The following is an 18796-nucleotide window of genomic DNA, read 5'->3' as shown; positions in this document are numbered from 1 at the left end:
AATTATTCACCTTTTTTTAAAGATTTCATCCCAGGTTGCCAGAAAAAACTATTCCCCGTAGCCTCTTCAATTACAGTTAGTGATTTTAAGCCAGATTCATTTGCCATGGCTGCAATATCTCCCATGCAAAAACCGCAAACAGGTTTTCCACTAACTGTTAGCGTCATATTATTCCCAACCGTTTTTCCTGCATCAAATGCTTGTTGAATAGCCCCAATTTCTGCATGAGCCGTCCCCATATTTCCATTGGGAAGAGATTTACCAGATGTTTCCATTTTAGTAGCAATTCGATCAGCAATAAGGGTAGGCTGTTCAGAAACTGCTCCAGTTCTTGCAGTCTGATTTACATCTGTAAACACTGAATTACCGACTTGCGCTTTCGCAGTTACTACTGGAGATACTACTGGCTCTTTTAGTCCAAAAACAGAATTTCTAACTCCTTTAAGACCAAATGGCGCTAACGAGGTAGCAATGTCAAAAGCACCAGTAGCATAGTTGCCACATGATATTTGCTTAATGCCACTGTAAATGCCTAACCCAGCAAGAGGAATCGTTAACCATGGAGCAGCAGCAACAATTGGAGCAGCAACTGCACCAACCCCTGCACTAATACCGACTTCACTCCACGAAAATTCTTTGCGGCTTCCCTCTGCAATTTGAATACCTTGTCGAACTGCATCCAGACCACCTCCAATCGCTGCACCACCAGCAGCAATTAGTATCAAAAGAGGAATAATTTTGCCACTAGGATCGGTAAAGTTAATTGGACTGTTAATTACATACCGATAAAGGTTAGCATCCCCAGCATTAAATCCAATCGGATCTTCACCAATAAATCTACCTACATTTTGATCGTAATATCTAGCGCGATAGTAGTATTGCCCCGTCTCACCATCAAACTCGCGCCCAGTATAAGCAAGAATTGTCTTAAACGCAGGATCAGTCTGACTAGTAATCTTGCCAAAACTGTCATAGGTAATGTGATTCTGAACAGTTCCAGTCCCATCAACCAGATCCCTCACCGTACCTTGATTATCAGTCAGCGTCCACAATACCTGACCTTGACTATTCTCATCCGCTAAAATCTGGTCAACGCCCGTACCATAGAAATAACGGTGAGTTTGCGTACCATTACCATCAAAAGTCAGAGCAATATTCTGTCCATCATAGACATACCTTTCCACCGTCGGAGTAGCCAGACCAGAACCATCAGCATCAATACTCTTGGCAATGCGACGGTTATTAACATCGTAGGTGTACTCTACAGTCTTAATCTCATTACCAGCCGCATCTTTGAAACTTACCTTTGTCAGACGATTTCGGTAATCCCAGACATACTCTGTCACCTGACCAGTAGCAATTTCTGTCCGCTTAGTGCGATTACCTTCACCATCGTATTCATAGTTATAAGTGCCATCAGACAACAGTTGATTATTTGTGCCAGTGGTATATCCCGTATTAGTGCGATTACCATTAGCATCGTAGCTGTAAGCTTCATCAGTTTGATAGCTGTGGTCTGTACTGGTTAGCTGATTAGTTGCATCATAATTAAACGTGCTAGTACCATCAACGGAAGTAGTCTGAGTAATCCGATTTACTGCATCATAAACATAGCCATAAGCAGCTAAATTGTTATTACCTTGCTTGTGGGTTAAATTAGTCAGTCGTCCATTAGCATCATAAGTATAGCCAGTATTTGCTACCGCATTTAACCCTGCTAAATCCGTGAAGCGATTTAAACCAGTCATCTGACTAGCAGCATCATAGGTCATATCAACCCGTTTATTAGCCACACCATTACCAGACTGGGTGAGGCTTGTTGCTCGGTTCAGAGCATCATAGGTATAGCTGGTAGTTCCTTTCAATTGATTATTGATAGTGTCTGTAACTTTAAGCAGGTTATCAGCCGCATCATAAGTGTAATTGAGTAAGACATTGGGAACAACCGGAGTATCTTTGTTATCAACAGAAGTTAGGCGATTCACCGCATCATAGCCATAGCTATATTTGGAGCTAGGATCATTGGCAGTGATTAAATTACCAACAGCATCGTAAGTGTAGCCAGTAGTGCGAATGGCAATATTATTAGCATCTAGCCATTGTTCACCAATTTGCCGGTTCAGCTTATCGTAAGTGAATTTGCGAACGCGACCATTGCGGTCTGTGGTTGCTGTCTCATTACCAGCAAAATCGTATTGATAAGAAGCGGTTTTACCTAAAGCATTGGTATCGCTGCTTAATCTGTCATTTGCATCGTAGGTATAGCTAGTCTTATTACCAACTGGGTCAGTAATAGAGAGGATATTGCCAACTGCATCATAAACAGTGGTTGTTACCTGACCTTTAGCATCAGTTACTTTAGTGCGACGGTTGAGAGCATCGTAATTGTAACTGGTGGTTTGGTTAAGAGCATCTGTCACCGATATGACATTATCAACTGCGTCATAAACAGTGCGAGTTGTCTGACCTAAAGGATCTGCGGTGCTAACTTTACGATTTAGTGCATCATAATTGTAGCTACTGCTGCGATTTAGCTCATCGGTAATGGTTTTAAGATTGCCAACCAAATCGTAGCTAAAGGTAGTTGTACCATTCAACGGATCAATAATCGTTTTTGAGCGATTCCGATTATCGTAGGTGTACTTGGTAATTCTTCCTAATTCATCGGTAGTGGAAGTGATATTACCAACGCCATTGTAGCTAGTGCTGGAGATCCGACTTAAAGCATCTTGAGTTTGGATACGACGGTTTAAATCATCATATTGATATTTGGTTTGATTCCCATTCCGATCAGTTTGGGAAATAAGATTGTTCGCTGCATCATACTGGTACTGTGTTGTCTTACCTAACGCATCAGTTTGACCCGTCTTGCGATTCCTTGCATCATAGGCAAAAGTAGTTAAATTACCAGTTATGTTTTGCGCTGAACCCAAAATCGGACTACTCAAATTACTTACCGTTTTCTGCAAAGTTCCAACGCCAGTATCTTTGTTTATAGCAATTTGTTTTCCGTCCGATGTAAAGCCTAACAGATTACCTGCTTCATCTAGGAATAACCCGTATACCCCTCCAAAGCCTGTATTACCAAGTTTGGTTGCAGTACCACTCAGTGTAATCGAGAATAGGGTGTCAGTTCCTCCTGAATTGGAAGTAGCCCAGAATAAGCTGCGAACATGATCGAATACAATGTCGCCACTGCTAGAAAAATTAGTTCCCAAGTTTGCTATTAAAGAAGCAGTTCCCGTTTTGGCATCAATCTTATAGAAATTAGATCCTCCAGTTGCATAAAGTTCATTGTTTGGCGCAATTCCCAACGCATTTAAATTACTTGTCCCTAGATTTCCAATTAGTGAGATATTGCCCGAATTTGAGTCAATTTGGTACAGCCCAGTTGAAGTAATTCCAAATAACTTGTTATCTGAAGTGAGGGCTATATCAGTCCAGATTTTACTAGTTGATGCTAGTTTTGTAAACTCTCCCGTCAGTGTATTGATAATGCCAATTTGTCCATTATTAGTGGAGACTAAAGCATTATTTCTATTGTCTTTTGTGGTGCTAACTTCTAAAACTGTGGCGAGATTATTATCTGAGTCATAACTGAATCTATTACTACTTCCTGACGGATCAATTGTCTCAACCACCCGATTCCGAGGATCATATTTATTCTCAGTCTTATGTCCCAAAGGATCAACAACCGAGAGCAGATTACCCAGCTTATCGTAACCATAAGTAGTCTTCTGGTTCAGAGCATCAATAGACTGAATGAGACGATTTAACTGATCATAAGCATTTTGAGCAACATGACCGACAGCATCAGTAGTCGAGATTAAATTCCCTCTGGCATCATAACTGTAAGTATTCACAGGTGAAGTTAATGGACCAGCACCATCAGGGTCAGCTTCAACAGTTTTCACCAACCGATTCAGAGCATCATATTCAAATGCAGTGCGATTACCATTTTCATCAATAATTGCCGTTTGATTACCTGCTGCATCATACTCAAACTGCTTTTTAGCTTCATCTGCCGTACCCTTGGCGTAGGTGATAGCAGTTAAACGACCCTTAGCATCATAATCTTCATCCGTGATGCGTCCCAAGGGGTCAGTAATCAGGTCAACTAATCCCTTGTCGGTATAGGTGAATTTGGTAACAAGGTCATCATCACCACCCACAGCGCCAACAACTTGAGTTAGAGATAGCAAGTTGCCATTATTCGGATCAATTTGATAAAGAGTTTGATGACCTAATTCATCAGTTTTACTGGTTAGTTGGTTGAATTTTGAGTCGTAGGTAAAACTAGTATCTATACGTTCAAAACCAATTAAGTTGTTAATTAAGTTTTGGTTATCTGTAATATCATTTGTGCCGAGGAAGAAATTAGTGTCAAACATGACAGTTAATTTTCCACCAAGAGCATTGGGAAGATCATTTTCATCAAAGTAGATGGTACTACCTCGATTTGCATTATCCACCGTGACAAACTGCCCTGTCCCTGCACTGGCAACACCTCCAGTTGCAACTCCACCATAGGTTACATTCCCATCAGAAATAGGATTAGGACTATTAAATGGGGCTAGAACTTGCTGAACGAAAGTAGGCTCAACGAAATTCAGTAAGCCGCCACCTGCTTTTTCAATAAAGTTCAAGATTGAATTGTTACGAGTTGCAAAGTTCCCATTTTCACCCACTAACATTAAATTACCACCAGACCGTAAAAAATCAAGGTACAGTGCCTTATCTGAATCTTTTAGGGCAAATTGATTGTCATACCGAATATCTAAAACTTGAGTAAATCCGTTTAAATTGGTTGGAACCGTATTAGCAATCGTAGTTTTTATCCCTGATTCTTGAAGTAAGTTTACAAGAAAGTTTGTCTCACTACCATTACCACCATTGATAATTAAGGCATTTCCTCCAGGAGAAAGAAAAGACAATGAATCTTGAGTAGTAAGGACATTACCTTTTGCATCATAAGTAAATGAGGTAGCGTTTCCTCTCGCATCAGTTTGTTGCGTAATCATGTTATCCTGATTGCGTTTTACAGAAGGCAACAACCCAACCGCATCAGAAGAAGAAACAATCTGTCCTGCCCTATCGAGAGTATTCACAATCTTATTGCCATTAGCATCCGTATAGGTAGAAGTCGCTGCCCCTAATTGGAAAGCCACAGGCGCTTTGAGAGGATCATTCGTCTTATTTGGCTCATATAAACCTTGCACCTCTACAGGATCAAACTTGACTGTTGAACCATCTTTCAGAATCGAGTTAGTCACCCTACCTGCAAAATTATAGAAAGTCTGTCCGCGATTTCCTAGCTGGTCAATACCTGCGGTCATGTGATGACTAGCATCATATTCCCAAGTTTGACCCGTACCATCAGGATCAGTAATTTTGAGTAAATTCCCATTGCTGTCATAAGTTAATTTCGTGACACGCCCTGCGGGGTCTGTAATCGCGGTAATCCTATTACCAACGTAGGTAAAAGTAGTTTCCAAGCCAACAGGGTCAACAATCTTACTCAATACCCCATTTTGATAAACATAGCGTGTTTCATTGTTCAGGCGATCGCTCACCTTAACCAATTTATTCTGAGTATCAAAGCTGTACACCGTTTGATCTGTCGTAGTATGACGGAAAGTACCATCTCCCAAACGTTCTAAGGTGGAGAAATGCCCAGCAGGTGATTTATAGGTATTATCTGCATTCTTCTCAAACAACAACTCACTACCATCACCATCAATTAACATTACCGAACCATCAGGATTAGTAACTAATTCCTGCAATCCTGCTAATCCCCAACCACTACCAAAAGCACTATTTACAGAATTGACAACCAGTAATTTACCCGTACTATTAGAAGTCGAACCATTAAACTGATTATTATTAAATCTCAATAATCCCGTTGTTAAATCATAATCATAACGCCCAGAGGATAAAGTTCGTAAATCTGCCTGAAGTGCAGCATCAATCTTGCCACCACCACTAGGAATTGACCAGAAATTTTCTCCCCCATTCAATCCATATTTACCACCCGCAAAACCTGGGACTGCTAGAGTGAAATCACCCCGTTTAATCGTCAATTCCGCCATCAATCGCAGATTTGGATCAGATGGTACATTGCTATATCCAAAATGTACAATTGGTCTAGCATCAGCACGCTCCGAATCGTAACGCAAAGTCAATCCACGACTGACTCCCAAAGATTGATAGGATGCTAAATTATGGGTTTCTATTTCTGCACCAGAATATAGTTCCACATCAGAATTACTCTTTGCTTTTGCTTTGTCTCCTTCACACCCTTTTTCAGGGTTACGAGGATCAGCATTAGGATTATTAGGAGTTGGTGCTGGTGGTGCGAAGAAATGCCAACTACTATTACGAATACCACCACTAATAGTATTAATCACCTTGCCATCAGCACTAACTTGACCAACTCCCACACTGTCAAAATTTCCGGTTTGGGGATTAATTGACCATAAATCCATTTGCGTACCTGCCGCATATCCAGCTATATTCGGTAAACTCAGAGGTGCAGGAGTCCTAAAATTCATTTCCCCTGGTTGAATTGTCACCACCAAATCAGGACGCAAGTTATCAGGTAAAGCCGCAGGAGTAAGTTCTGTGGGAACTGTGGTAATACTCAGTTTGCCAGTATAAGGTTTATTGTCTTGATCGAATAAAGTATTAGCAGCAACTCTAACCGATGAACCAGGAATTGCAGCACTGGTAACAGTTTGAGTAATTGCAGGGTTAATAGTTTGAGCGTTGCTAATGTCAATAGGTGGTAAAAAGATGGGACGGTCAATAACGTTTTTCACATTCGCATAAACATCATGTCCCAACAGTAAAGGTAATTTCTCAGCAATGGATGGATAAACAATATTATCCACTTGCTGACCAGGTTGAATGATCAAAGCTGCATCAGCAGACGGCACACCAGCCAAAGTCAAAGTAAATGAACCATCGGCGGCTGTAGTAGCAGATACATCACCAATTTTCACCACGACACCAGATAACGCTTTCTGATCAGTATTTTGAATTACTCCAGAAATCCTTGTAGTTGTCAATGTGTCAGCAACTACAGCTAAATTAAACTTCTTGGTGGTAACTTGCTCACCATCTCTAGCTACCAATGTAAAATCATAAGTGCCTATTTGCGCGGGTGTAGGCTTAAAGATTAGCGTTCCATCGCTATCTAGCATCCCTGTAGGTAAGCTTTCTTTACTTTCCAGGGCAAAATTGGCATTTTTACCAAAAATATCTTGTGATTCCAGTTTTAACTGCTCTCCAGGCATCACACTTAACTTTTGCACTGGTTCAGTAATCGGCGCTAACAAGTTTTGCAAGACATAATTACCCACTGACTTACCAGTAGCTAATCCATCTACATTGTCTGCATTGAAATGAATCCCGCCATAAATCCGACTAATTCCCGCCTCATTTGCAGCAGCATTGAAATTAGTGAAAGTGCGATTAACACCAGGAGTTCCCAGAGAATTGAGACTAAAGCCGACATTATCGCCCAAAATTGTCGTTAATACCGTTGACGCAGCCCCACTAAAGGTACTATGTCCAGAAATATAGCTGGGGAATGGCGGTGTGGTAATTAGGGGTTTCCAATTGGTGTCAGCAGTGGTGTTAGGATTACCATCTGTATCAGCTTTTTGAATTGCGGTAATGGGTCGCCAAGAATTTTCGGTATATTTAGCATCCCAAGCAGCAATTCCCGCATCTGCTAGAGAAATATCCAATAAGGCAAATAAACGGGCATTATCTACTAAAGAATTACCCTTAGTTGCAGCGACATTTTGGGCTATTTGATTCCAATGTCCAGGGGGTGTAAATGTACCTGCACCATCAGCCCAGAATTGGGCAATTTGGGTTTGGTCAGCAGTGCGGGTGTTACTGTTAATACTGCCCAAATCTTTGACCTGATTGAAGTCTGTAGTATATTGATCACTCGTTAAAGCGGGTTCACCAGCAGGACGGAATTGAGAACCACTCGTTAATCCGAATGGTGTCACCTGTCCCCATTGTGGTAACAAGGCTGAAGCATTAGCTGGGGGAGTTGGTTGCCAATCACCAGGATTAGTTCCAGGTGTGTAATTTACAGTGGTATTGGACCCATCTGTACTCCGTAAGGTGAGGATATCATTGGCAACAGTTTGACCAAAAGTTACTCCTGTATTTTCTGCTTCACCATCAGTAATTTTAGCCAGAGAAGTTGTTAAAGCAGTATCAAAGAAGGCTTTTTGCTTGGGGTAAAGATTGACGAGAACGGTATAAGCTGCTGAGGCGGCGGCGGCTTCTGCTGATACAATTTTCGGGGCTGTACCTGTGAAGTGATAGTTTTTGTAAGTTCCAGTAATACTATTTATGGCATCAAAAACCGCAGTTTGGGCGATCGCCATGTTGCGAGAAGCAACAGGTGGTGCTGTTTTATCTGTGTAAATAGCATTTAACAATGTGGCGTTCCAATCTAAAACTACATCGCTATTATCTTGATTAACTCTTTTGATAATGGTGGTAAAGGTGCTGGTATTTCCGGCTGCATCTTTAGCATTCACAGTCAAGGAATTATCACCTAATATGAGAGGTACATCAGTAAATGTAAATTTACCCACAGTATCAGCAGTAATTGATATCCCTGTTTGTTGTAATGTTACGGTGGCGTTTGCTTCTGTTTGTCCTATTAGTTTGACTTTATCATAGGTTGTCTGAGAATCTCCAATAGGTGCAGAATCAACCAGAGAATCTAACATGAAGCCCGGTGTTTGTGGTGCTGTGGTATCCAGGGTAAAGTCTAATTTAACTTCGCTAGAAATATTACCAAACTTATCTTCTGCTTTCAAATTAAGTTGATAAACACCATCTGGTAATTGTCCACCATTAATTTGAGTTAGTGTGGCTGTATCTAAAGTAAAATTACCATTTTGCAACTTAGCTAAAACATCTACAAAGTTGCCAGAATTTAACTTAGCTTGGAATGTGGTTATTTCACTGATATCTGTGACTGTTCCTGTGATGGTAGAATCGAAAGTGATACCATCGGTGTTGATGCCTGTATCATTATTAAGACTAGCAGTAATTGATGGTGCTGTTGTGTCTGGTGTTGATTGATTGACGACTACATTTTGAGTAGTTTCTTTACTATTTCCGGCTAAGTCAACCGCTTTAATAATCAGGTTTTGTTGTCCAGATAAATCGGTTAAATTCAATTCAACATCAAATGCACCTTGATTATTTACTGGTACATTAATTTCACTACCATTACCAAAACGATAACTTAATTTATCTATTGTTGAACCTGTACCATTTACAGTACCTTGCAATCTTGCACCTGGATTCAATATTGCATTAGTTTGAGGATTGGTAATATTAATTTGTGGTAAAGCAGAATCAATGGTAAATTCTGTATTACTAGCATCACTCGGATTACCACTAATATCGGTGGCTGTGATAGTTAATTTTTTCAATCCATCGGTAATTTGAGATGTGGTAATTTCCCAAAAACCATTAACAACTGTTGTCTGTCCTAATTTATTTTGTCCATCAAATAGTTCTATGAATACACCATTTTCTCCGTTACCTGTAATAGTTGGTGTATTTTGATTTGTAACTCTATCACCATCATTTTTCAAACCTACTTCTGTGGGTATTCCTGGTTTAGTTGTATCCAAGGTGAATTTAACTAAAAATTCAGAAATATTACCAAATTTATCTTCAGCACGTAAATTTAATTGATAGTCTCCGTCTGCGATTTGTCCACCTTTAATTTGAGCTAATTTCTCTTTATTTAAAACAAAGCTGCCATTTGCTTTTAACTCAGATAAAATATCAACGAAATTACTACCATCACTGAATTTAGCTTGTAATTTGCTAATATTATCAGCATTGTTGACAGAACCGGAAATTTCTGGATTATTAGTAATAATATCTAAATTACTAACTCCTGTATCTTGAGATAATTTGGCTATTAAGGTTGTATTATTAGATTGGGAAGCAAAGGTAATAATTTCTTGAGCTAAGGGAACATTCCGCCAATCTTTACCACTAGCAAATAATCCTCCTATATCTGTTAGTGATCCAATCGCACCTTGAATTTTAAAGATAATATCGTTGTAATCTGCATCTGTACTTTGGTCATTTCTAATATCTTCCCAACCAAAAGTACCTGGCACTAATTGTCCTATTTGTGTGGCATTATTGGGATTAGCAGCCGCAATAGAAAATAAGGGACGTTGACTATTACCTGCGTTGGGATTATCAAATACTTGTTGAACAGTTCCTTGGGGAACTAACATAAATGCAATTTTACCTCCAGGGGTAAAACTGAAGGTTTTTAAACCAGAATAATTTCCATCATTTTTATTACTTTCTCCTATTTCTCCAACAAATTTCGCACCTTCGTTAATATCAATAATTACTGTATATCCTAATGTTGAATTACTTAAAGCCCGACGAGCCGCTTCTTTGATATAATCTGCTGAACCAGGTGTTAAACTATCCATATTCTCAAGGCTGAAAATAGCCATTTCGTTATGGTAACTACCGGAGTCAGCTAAGAAGTCAATTGAGATTCTTCCTGTATTATCAACTAGAAATACTCCATGAGTATCCGCGTGTTCTATGGCGATATTTTGCCCGTTAATATTTAAGATACCATGATCATCTTCCGCTTTTAATGTTATTAGTTCTCCTGGTGCTAAAGGTTGATTTTGAACGAGTTTAGCAAAAATTGCGCCTTCATCTCCGGGAGCATCTTGAATATTTATTTGCGAATCTATATAGTGTCCCATTTCTTCTAACAGGACATTGACAACTTGACTAAAATTAGACTGTTGTGAGTTAACTAAATCTTGAGAGATATAAATAGTATTATTGCCAAATGCTCCATCAGCTTTTAACTGAGATTGAGGGATAATTTGGATATTGGGAATTTCTTGACCACTGGCTAAATTGTCAACTATTTGATGTGCGAATTCAACATTGCAACCATAGCCAAAAGCTAATTCTATATTATTTGAGAACTCAGAGGAATTGGAAAATTTTTGTAGTGCTATTTGTGTAATTGGGAGAATTTCTTGATTCAGATATTGTGTTGGTGTAATAGTAGCAAGGGAATCAAATTCTGAATGAATGAATGAATGGGAATTTTTATCTAACGGGTTTACGGGTAAAAAGTCGTTACTCAATATACTAGAAGTGACAAGTGGTGAATTGGAGTCGTCACGAACATTAGATATATCCATAGATGCTCAACTTTTGGTTGTATATTTGCCCAGAGTGTGTAAATCTGCTACTAAACCGCAACGGCTCTATTGGAATATACCCTGAACAGTATGGTATAAACAAGATGTTTTTTGTAAAGACTTATGTATTTTTGTATTAAAAAATTAACTAATTTGACAATTTACGCAACTGGCACATTGGTAAGGTGCGTCAGATATCAACAATCTGTTTATCTGCGGTCAATTAAGTAGGTTGGCGTTGAAAATTGTCGTTATGGCAAGGCAAAAGGCAAGAGGCAAGAGTGAAGAGGGTTTGGGCGATTTTACTTTTCTTTACACAGTTTGGTTTTATTGTGTTCACCTACTTACCCTGAAAATATTATTCTACGCAGCTTCATCTTAATGCTGATTAAAAGAATGATTTTACTGCACGCAGAGGCGCAGAGGCACAGAGAGTAAGAGTTGGAAATTACGGAACTAGCCATAAATATTGGTAAGCTAATATAGGACTCCTATTTGATTTTTGAACAGAACTCGGTACATACTGAAATCCTTCTTCCCTGTTCCCTGTTCCCTGTTCCCTGTTCCCTAACTCAACGGAAAATTCAGGAATCAAACCGGATTCCTATAGTAATGTTGGCAAAATGCTGGCTATTCATTCATGTTATGGTAGGTAGCAACGGCAGAAGGTGAAATCCGATTTAAGTAACGGAAAATCCAATATTTGAAGATCGTATCTAAAATTACGGGAAATGTGGCAATAAATAAGAAAATAAAATCACGATTGGCTGGTAATCCCCAATGTCGTGATATTCCTTCTAAGAGAACTTCCCAACCGTGAGGAGAGTGGAAACCGACAAAAACATCGGTAAATAAAATGATAATAAATGCTTTAGCACTATCACTTAAACCATAAACTACGTTATCAAAAAATTCTTTGAGGACTGCGATAGAACGCTTACTAACAAGTAATAAGATGGTGAAGGTAATTACTGCGAAAATATCAGCAAATACATTTTTAATAGCATTATCACTTTCTTTACGAAATTCCTCTTTGACTTCCTCTGCTTTCTTCTTTATTTTGAGTTCTAATTCTTCAGCCCCAAGCGCAGGTGCATTACTAATTAAGGCTTCAAATTTGATTCTTTCTTCAAACCTTTGTAATGCTAATAATCCTTCTTCTTCCATTTCTCCATTTAGGAAAACTTCTACTGTTTTATCATGGCGAAAATGTTCTACCAATGGACCAACAATTAAAGCCTTGGATAATTGATGAGTTAGAAGAGGAACGATAATTAGTAAAAGTATAAACCGAATTGAGATAATACTTCTTTGTTGAGCTTTCCGAAAATTTTGAACTACATTTTGTTCAGATTCTGGATCTAATTCTACCTGTAGGCGAGTGATTGTGCTTAAAATTGACCGTGGTAAAATACCTGTTGTATTAGTTTTTCCTTTCGGTGTATTTTTGTTGGCTTGATTTGATGTTTTAGGAATAAATTGTTGGGAATTAACTAAATCTGTGGCTGGTACAACAGGTGAAGAGTTGGAGTTGTTATAATTTGTATCTATATCATTATTAGTATATTTGGAGGTAACTTGATCAATGAATTCTAGTTTCTCTAAAATTAATGCGGGGCTAGAATATTCTATACCCAATTTTAGGGCAGCTTTTTGTTTAGATTCATTCGCAAACCACCGACTAGCTTTAAATTCTGTCAGCCGCATTTGCACAGTTTTTAATAACTTTTGCAAATCTCCTTGAAAATAATCCATGACACTGGCACTGTGTATGGTAAACTCGAAGTCTATTTTGTTACCATTAAAGTGTTGATCTTCAATTTCCTTAATTTTTATAGCTGCTTGATAAGCTGTACTTAAAGAACGTTCTGGTGTCAGTAGATACCATCTGTAAGCAGACAATAAAAAGGGGTATATTTTTTGGCTAGACACGGTACTTTTCATCGAGACGATTATTTGGGATTATCTACTAAATTCTTAAACTTAAGTTAACGCAAAAACCATGATTTCTGATTCTCTTTGGATTTTTGGTACTAGTCGTAGTGGTAAAACTACTCGCTTGGTCAGCTATTTTGATGCTTGGTTGCAAGTTAATAATCAAGTTTCCGGTTCATTTTATAATAAAAATCTTAACAATTCTCAAACCCAATCTATAGATCAAAATTTAAATTTACACCAAAAAGAACCAGGTATTTTATTGTTAGCTGCTAATGATGATAATCGCAGGGAATTAGCTGATAGAGTTACTACTTTAACACTGGGAAAATATCCTATTCGTGTCAAAACGGCTTTAGGTTTTTTCCAAGATGAGGTAATTTTGTTTTGGCCGTTGCTAATTGATTCATTGTCAATCAAAGCACAATTTCCGGTTAGATTACGTCCCGAAACGGAACAAGAGTTGGCGACGAAACTCTGGAGTTCTCAGTTAAATTCAGAAGTTTTGCGGCGTGTAGGGATGAATGAGAATCGTTTGGTCAGAAGGATTCTAGATTTATGGCAATTGGCAGCTTATAGCGGTGTATCCTGTGAAGATATTCCCCAGATATTACAAAGTGGTTTAGAGGATAATTCTATCAATTTAGAGCCGGATTTTTTGGGTTTTTTACTACTAAATTGGCGAAATTGGTGTTTAGAAACAGGTTTATTGACTTATGCACTAATTACCGAATTGTATCACCAAAAATTATTACCTGATGGTAGCTATCAACAGCATTTAAAACACCGTTATCAAGGGATCATAGCAGATGATGTGGATGATTATCCGGCGATCGCTGCTAACTTATTTGCATTTTTGTTAGATGCTGGTGCTGTGGGGGCTTTTAGCTATAATCCTCATGGGGCTGTCCGCTGGGGTTTAGGTGCAGATCCTGAGTATTTATACCAATTATCTGGGCGTTGTCAAGTAGAAACTTTAACTTCACCACCTGTAAATAGTTTGGGATATTCTTTGACTGAGCAAATGGTAGAATTGGTAACACAGCCAATGACGATGTTGAGTTTACCCAGTTGTGTCAAGCCTATTCAAACTAATTCCCGCGCCCAATTATTACGCCAAACAGCCGAGATCATTATTGATGGAGTGCAGTCAGGGGAAGTAGCGGCGGATGAAGTAGTAATTATTGCACCGGGTTTAGATGCGATCGCTCGTTATACTCTAGTAGAAATATTAACTAAACAAAATATCGAGGTAGAATCTCTCAACGAACAACGCCCCTTAATCAGTTCTTCAGTGGTGAGAGCATTACTTACCCTCATGGCTCTAGTTTACCCCGGTTTGGGGCGGTTAGTAGATAGGGATGCAGTGGCGGAAATGTTGGTGGTTTTGAGTCAATATCAAACCCAAAATGGGCAGGAAAAAGAATTCCATCATTCTCAAATAGATCCGGTGCGGGCTGGGTTAATCGCTGATGCTTGTTTCGTTCCCCACCCCGACACACCCAATTTATTACCAGTGAAAACCTTTGAACGCTGGGATAGAATTGGCTATATTGCCACTCAGGCGTATGAAGATATATTACAATGGATTGGCAAACAGAGAGAGGAATATCACCAGGGACTTCTCCTCACCCCCATTTTTCTCCTCTACAAAGCCATTCAAGAGTTTGTGTGTAAGGATAAAAACCCTTCATATCAAGAATTAGCAGCATTAAGAGAATTAATAGAAACCGCTCAACATTATTGGGAAGTAGATGCCCGCTTAAAACAAAATGATACTCTATTACTTTCACTGCATACACCAGAAACCCTTAGTATTACCATTAGTGATAGCGATAGCGTGGCGATAGCGATATTTATTCAACTGCTGCGACGAGGAACAATTACTGCAAATCCCTATCCTATCCGTCCTATCGGTAGCAGTAGAAAAGCCGTAACTTTAGCAACCATCTTTCAGTATCGTGCAAGTCGTAAACATCACCGTTGGCATTTTTGGTTAGATATTGGTTCACCACTGTGGGCAAAAGGTGGTGCAGCTACTTTATTTGGTGCTACTTTATTTTTACGAGATAGGTTAGGACAACCTTGGACAGCCGCAGATGAACAACTAGCCGAAGCACAAAGATTACAAAAAATTGTCACCGATTTACTGGCGCGGGTGTCTGATAAATTGTATTTATGTCATAGTGATTTAGCTATAAATGGACAAGAACAAATAGGTCCATTATTACCTTTAGTTCATTCTTGTGAAGTAGTTTAGCAGGAGTCAGGAGTCAGGAGTCAGGAGGAAGGAAGAAAGAAGAAAGAAGAAAGAAGAATCGTTTTCACCAATGACCAATGACCAATAACCAATGACCAATGACCAATGACCAATGACCAATAACCAATGACCAATGACCAAACTACTTATAAATAAAACCTCCAGATTAAGTTCTAGAGGCTGTTTATTCAAAATTTATTTACAGGCTTTTTTAGCAATCTGTACTTCCATTAGAAGAACTAAGATCAGTAGGAATTATCTTAGTTCCTGATTGATTTAGACTAAATGAACCGGAAGGGTCTGCTTTGAATACTGCTGGACTAATTCCGGGTTTTGATGCCGAAGAATTATACAAAATAAACTCTCCGGGATAAGTACCGCTCTCTCCTGGTTGTAAAGTTTGTTGTTTGAGGGGTGACTTCTCCCCAAAATTATAGAAAATCCTTGGTGCTTCTGTATTATTTTTAAGTGTAAATCCTCCAACAATATTAGAGGCTTGTTCCGAACTTAATTCCGATAAACAACTTTCATCAAAACCAATTAAAGAAGCATCTATTCCCTTCTGAGAAGTCGTAAAATTTTCTTGCAACATTATCTTAATATCTCCAAAATAACATAGTTGGAATTAACCTGCTATAACCAGCTTATGCTTTAGTCAAAGTAATTTAATTAATCCTAAGTTAGATATTTTAAATTAACCCTAAGTTAGATGACTGACATCAATATGATGAGATTTTTGTCAGAAAATGCCGCAATAACAACGTAAGTAAGTGAACACAATAAAATCAAACTGTGTAAAGAAACGTAAAATCGCTGAAAACTTCTTTACTCTTGCCTTGCTATAACGATAATTTTCAACGCCAACCTACTTAGTTCCCTCCCCTTTATAAGGGGAGGGTTAGGGAGGGGTAAAACATTTGATACAGCAATCATGACTTTTCAGGTATTGGGATTTGTGAAGAAACTTGTTGAGGGATTGCAGTTTGTAACTATTTTGTACAACTCTCCAGCATATTCCTTTAAACTAAATTTCCATAGGAATATAAAAACATTGGAAATGGAGACAAAAATCAATGCCTACAGTGAATTTATGTTGCCATGAATTTGTGGTGGCTATTTCCTCAATCGCTTGTATTGTCGGTCTATGGTTATTAAAGGATGATAATCAAGCCATAGATGATTTTCAAGAAACAGAAGAAAGTCTCTTAAGAATGAGCTTTGCTTACTGGTTAGTTTATTGCGTTGCTTTTGGGATAGAAAAAGTATTTTTATTTGACTGGGACGCTGTAATGATGACTTTAAGAATTACTACAGCTTTGTCATCAGAAGTGTTGAATGTTAGGAAAAGATTAAAAAAAAGTACCATAATTTGATACAATCTAAAAAAATCTAGATAAAGAATTATCAAATTATGCGCTTAAAGAATTTTCCAGAAGTGGTCAAAACAATATTGAAACCATTGCCCAAAAAAGATTATCCAGTTCTGGACACATTTTCATTTGTATCAGTGTGGTTACAGTATGTCATGGATAAAAGTATAGTGAGTATGAGAGATTTATTTCAAAGACTAAATAATCAAGGGATAGATTTAAAAATATCAAATTTTTCCAAGGCAAGTAAAAAGAGAGATACTCAAGTATTTTTGGAGATAATAACTGAATTAAACAATCAACTGAGAAAGAAAAAAGGAAAGGAAGAAACCCAAGCATTATTTCCTATAGATTCAACAATTATTACATTAACAAGTAAATTATTATGGAGTCAAGGATATCATCAAGTAAAACTATTTTGTGGGTTAGATAGTTTGACATCAGAAGTTGGTGGAATGGTGATTCATTTTGGGCAAGGACATGACCATAAATATGGACAAGAAACAGTAGAAGCAATTCCGTCAAAAGGAGTAGGGATAATGGATAGAGGATTTGCATCCTCCGAAAGAATATCTGAATTAAAACAACAAAAAAATAAAGCTTTTGTCTTAAGAATTAAAAATAATGTCACTTTAGAAATGCTAGAAAATGGTAATTGTAAAGTTGGCAAAGATGAAAGAGAAGTGGAAATTAGAGTAGTAGCATTTTGTGATATAGAAACTAAGAGTGAATTTCGTTTAGCAACAAACTTATTAAATGAAGGAGAAGAGCAAGTTAGTAATCAAGAGATTATGGAAATTTACATACAAAGATGGCAAATTGAATTGTTATGGAAATTCTTAAAAATGCACCTCAAGTTAGACAGACTTATGACAAAGAATGAGAATGGAATTAGAATTCAGATAATGTGCTGTTTAATCGCTTATTTGATATTGCAACTAATAGAAATACCGCAAGAATTTGGCAAAACTTTATTAGATAAACTCCGTTATCTTCAGTCCTATATGTGTCAGGAAATAAGTTATGTTCATTGGTTTAGAAAACTTATTTGGATAAGATGAAAAATAGCACTTATAGGCTAAGTTTATTTCAATATGTAAAGTTTTATTACGCTATTCAACATTTCTGCTTTGTCATATTTCTTAACATTTTCTTGTATTTTGAGTTTACCGTTACATAAGTTTGCAGTTCATAAAATTGAAGAATAATCAAAAGTCAAGGTTAGAACTGAACTTAGCTCCAACCTTGCTATTTGTAAATTCATAATTTAGGCAATTCTCATAGCAATAGCGATCGCACCTTCGAGTTCATCCTGTAGTAAAGTTGTGAGGATAAACACCTCCTGCACCGTCTTACCTTGACGAGCAATGATTTTATAGCCACCACGAATCGGTACAGACACCCGCAACTGCATTTTTGGTGCATGACCCTTAGCTCTACCAATCACCGCGGGTGTCACAGTTCCAATACCATGCTGTTGACACAAACGTTCTAAAATGGGAATTAGACCAGGAATATGGGTAGAGTGATTCCAAACAAGTCTACCATCAGTAGGTTTTGACATAATTAGGCTGCTTCCAGGGGAGCCATTGTCAACCCAGCCCGACGAAGTTGTTGGTGGTATAATTCTGCTGGTTCTTGGGGACCGGTCCAAACAATCGCTTGTCCTTCATAGTGTACCTGATTAGTGAGATCCCAAGCGCGATCGCCCGACATCCCCGGAATATACTTCATCAAACACTCAGCCACGTGCTGGAAAGTATTGAAATCATCATTCAACACAATCACCTTATAATTAGGATAGGTTTTCCGAGTCACTTGATTAACCCGGTCAGGTGTCACAGTTGGTGCTGAAGCCATACTGTACACATCTGCAATTCTTGTCACCATAGAAAAATCAGCCAAAAACGACATTGTAAAAACTGACATTACAAATAACCAGTTTAATCCATTGCTGGCTGAGTGAGAAAGTAGGGGCG

Annotated in this window: 9 protein-coding genes; 3 read left to right on the top strand and 6 right to left on the bottom strand. The window is 38.3% G+C overall.

Translation table 11 applies throughout. The features are described 5' to 3' along the window. Positions 1 to 2 precede the first annotated feature (2 nt). On the bottom strand, positions 3 to 11252 hold the full coding sequence (locus tag AA650_RS27975) for a cytidine deaminase-like fold-containing protein (RefSeq protein WP_053539539.1): 11250 nt from the start codon (positions 11250 to 11252) through the stop codon (positions 3 to 5). Between the two features lie 630 nt (positions 11253 to 11882). Further along, entirely contained in the window at positions 11883 to 13196 is a 1314-nt protein-coding gene (locus AA650_RS14425; RefSeq protein ID WP_053539538.1) for a proton extrusion protein PcxA, read from the bottom strand. Positions 13197 to 13254: 58 nt separating this feature from the next. On the opposite strand from AA650_RS14425, the gene AA650_RS14420 reads away from it, so the two are divergent. After that, complete coding sequence (locus tag AA650_RS14420; protein WP_053539537.1) at positions 13255 to 15447, top strand: hypothetical protein; 2193 nt, start codon at positions 13255 to 13257, stop codon at positions 15445 to 15447. 6 nt (positions 15448 to 15453) lie between these two features. Here the strand turns inward: AA650_RS14420 and AA650_RS26595 are convergent, their stop codons facing one another. Beyond that, positions 15454 to 15639, bottom strand: a complete 186-nt coding sequence (locus AA650_RS26595) for a hypothetical protein (RefSeq protein ID WP_081424228.1) — start codon at positions 15637 to 15639, stop codon at positions 15454 to 15456. A gap of 19 nt (positions 15640 to 15658) precedes the next feature. After that, positions 15659 to 16039, bottom strand: a complete 381-nt coding sequence (locus tag AA650_RS14415; protein WP_027401010.1) for a hypothetical protein — start codon at positions 16037 to 16039, stop codon at positions 15659 to 15661. 481 nt (positions 16040 to 16520) lie between these two features. Between AA650_RS14415 and AA650_RS14410 the strand changes: the two genes are divergently transcribed. Together AA650_RS14410 and AA650_RS14405 are read left to right on the top strand one after the other, a co-directional pair. Beyond that, entirely contained in the window at positions 16521 to 16820 is a 300-nt protein-coding gene (locus tag AA650_RS14410; RefSeq protein WP_053539536.1) for a hypothetical protein, read from the top strand. 38 nt (positions 16821 to 16858) lie between these two features. Continuing rightward, positions 16859 to 17878, top strand: a complete 1020-nt coding sequence (locus AA650_RS14405; protein ID WP_053537527.1) for a transposase — start codon at positions 16859 to 16861, stop codon at positions 17876 to 17878. Positions 17879 to 18084: 206 nt separating this feature from the next. Here AA650_RS14405 and AA650_RS14400 read toward each other — a convergent pair whose 3' ends face one another. Then, positions 18085 to 18381 (bottom strand): DUF2103 domain-containing protein, encoded by a 297-nt coding sequence (locus tag AA650_RS14400; RefSeq protein ID WP_027401012.1) that lies wholly within the window; start codon positions 18379 to 18381, stop codon positions 18085 to 18087. A gap of 2 nt (positions 18382 to 18383) precedes the next feature. Beyond that, positions 18384 to 18707 (bottom strand): ATP-dependent Clp protease adapter ClpS, encoded by a 324-nt coding sequence (gene clpS, locus AA650_RS14395; protein ID WP_027401013.1) that lies wholly within the window; start codon positions 18705 to 18707, stop codon positions 18384 to 18386. Positions 18708 to 18796 lie beyond the last annotated feature (89 nt).

The organism is Anabaena sp. WA102, from assembly GCF_001277295.1.
GTDB classification, from domain to species: domain Bacteria; phylum Cyanobacteriota; class Cyanobacteriia; order Cyanobacteriales; family Nostocaceae; genus Dolichospermum; species Dolichospermum heterosporum.
Note: the sequence above shows the minus strand (reverse complement) of the source record. Positions and strands in the feature narration are given on the sequence as shown.

Coding starts and splice junctions, on each gene's coding strand:
- AA650_RS27975 (WP_053539539.1), bottom strand. CDS start 11,252: ATGGATATATCTAATGTTCGTGACGACTCCAATTCACCACTTGTCACT.
- AA650_RS14425 (WP_053539538.1), bottom strand. CDS start 13,196: ATGAAAAGTACCGTGTCTAGCCAAAAAATATACCCCTTTTTATTGTCT.
- AA650_RS14420 (WP_053539537.1), top strand. CDS start 13,255: ATGATTTCTGATTCTCTTTGGATTTTTGGTACTAGTCGTAGTGGTAAA.
- AA650_RS14415 (WP_027401010.1), bottom strand. CDS start 16,039: ATGTTGCAAGAAAATTTTACGACTTCTCAGAAGGGAATAGATGCTTCT.
- AA650_RS14410 (WP_053539536.1), top strand. CDS start 16,521: ATGCCTACAGTGAATTTATGTTGCCATGAATTTGTGGTGGCTATTTCC.
- AA650_RS14405 (WP_053537527.1), top strand. CDS start 16,859: ATGCGCTTAAAGAATTTTCCAGAAGTGGTCAAAACAATATTGAAACCA.
- AA650_RS14400 (WP_027401012.1), bottom strand. CDS start 18,381: ATGTCAAAACCTACTGATGGTAGACTTGTTTGGAATCACTCTACCCAT.
- clpS (WP_027401013.1), bottom strand. CDS start 18,707: ATGGTGACAAGAATTGCAGATGTGTACAGTATGGCTTCAGCACCAACT.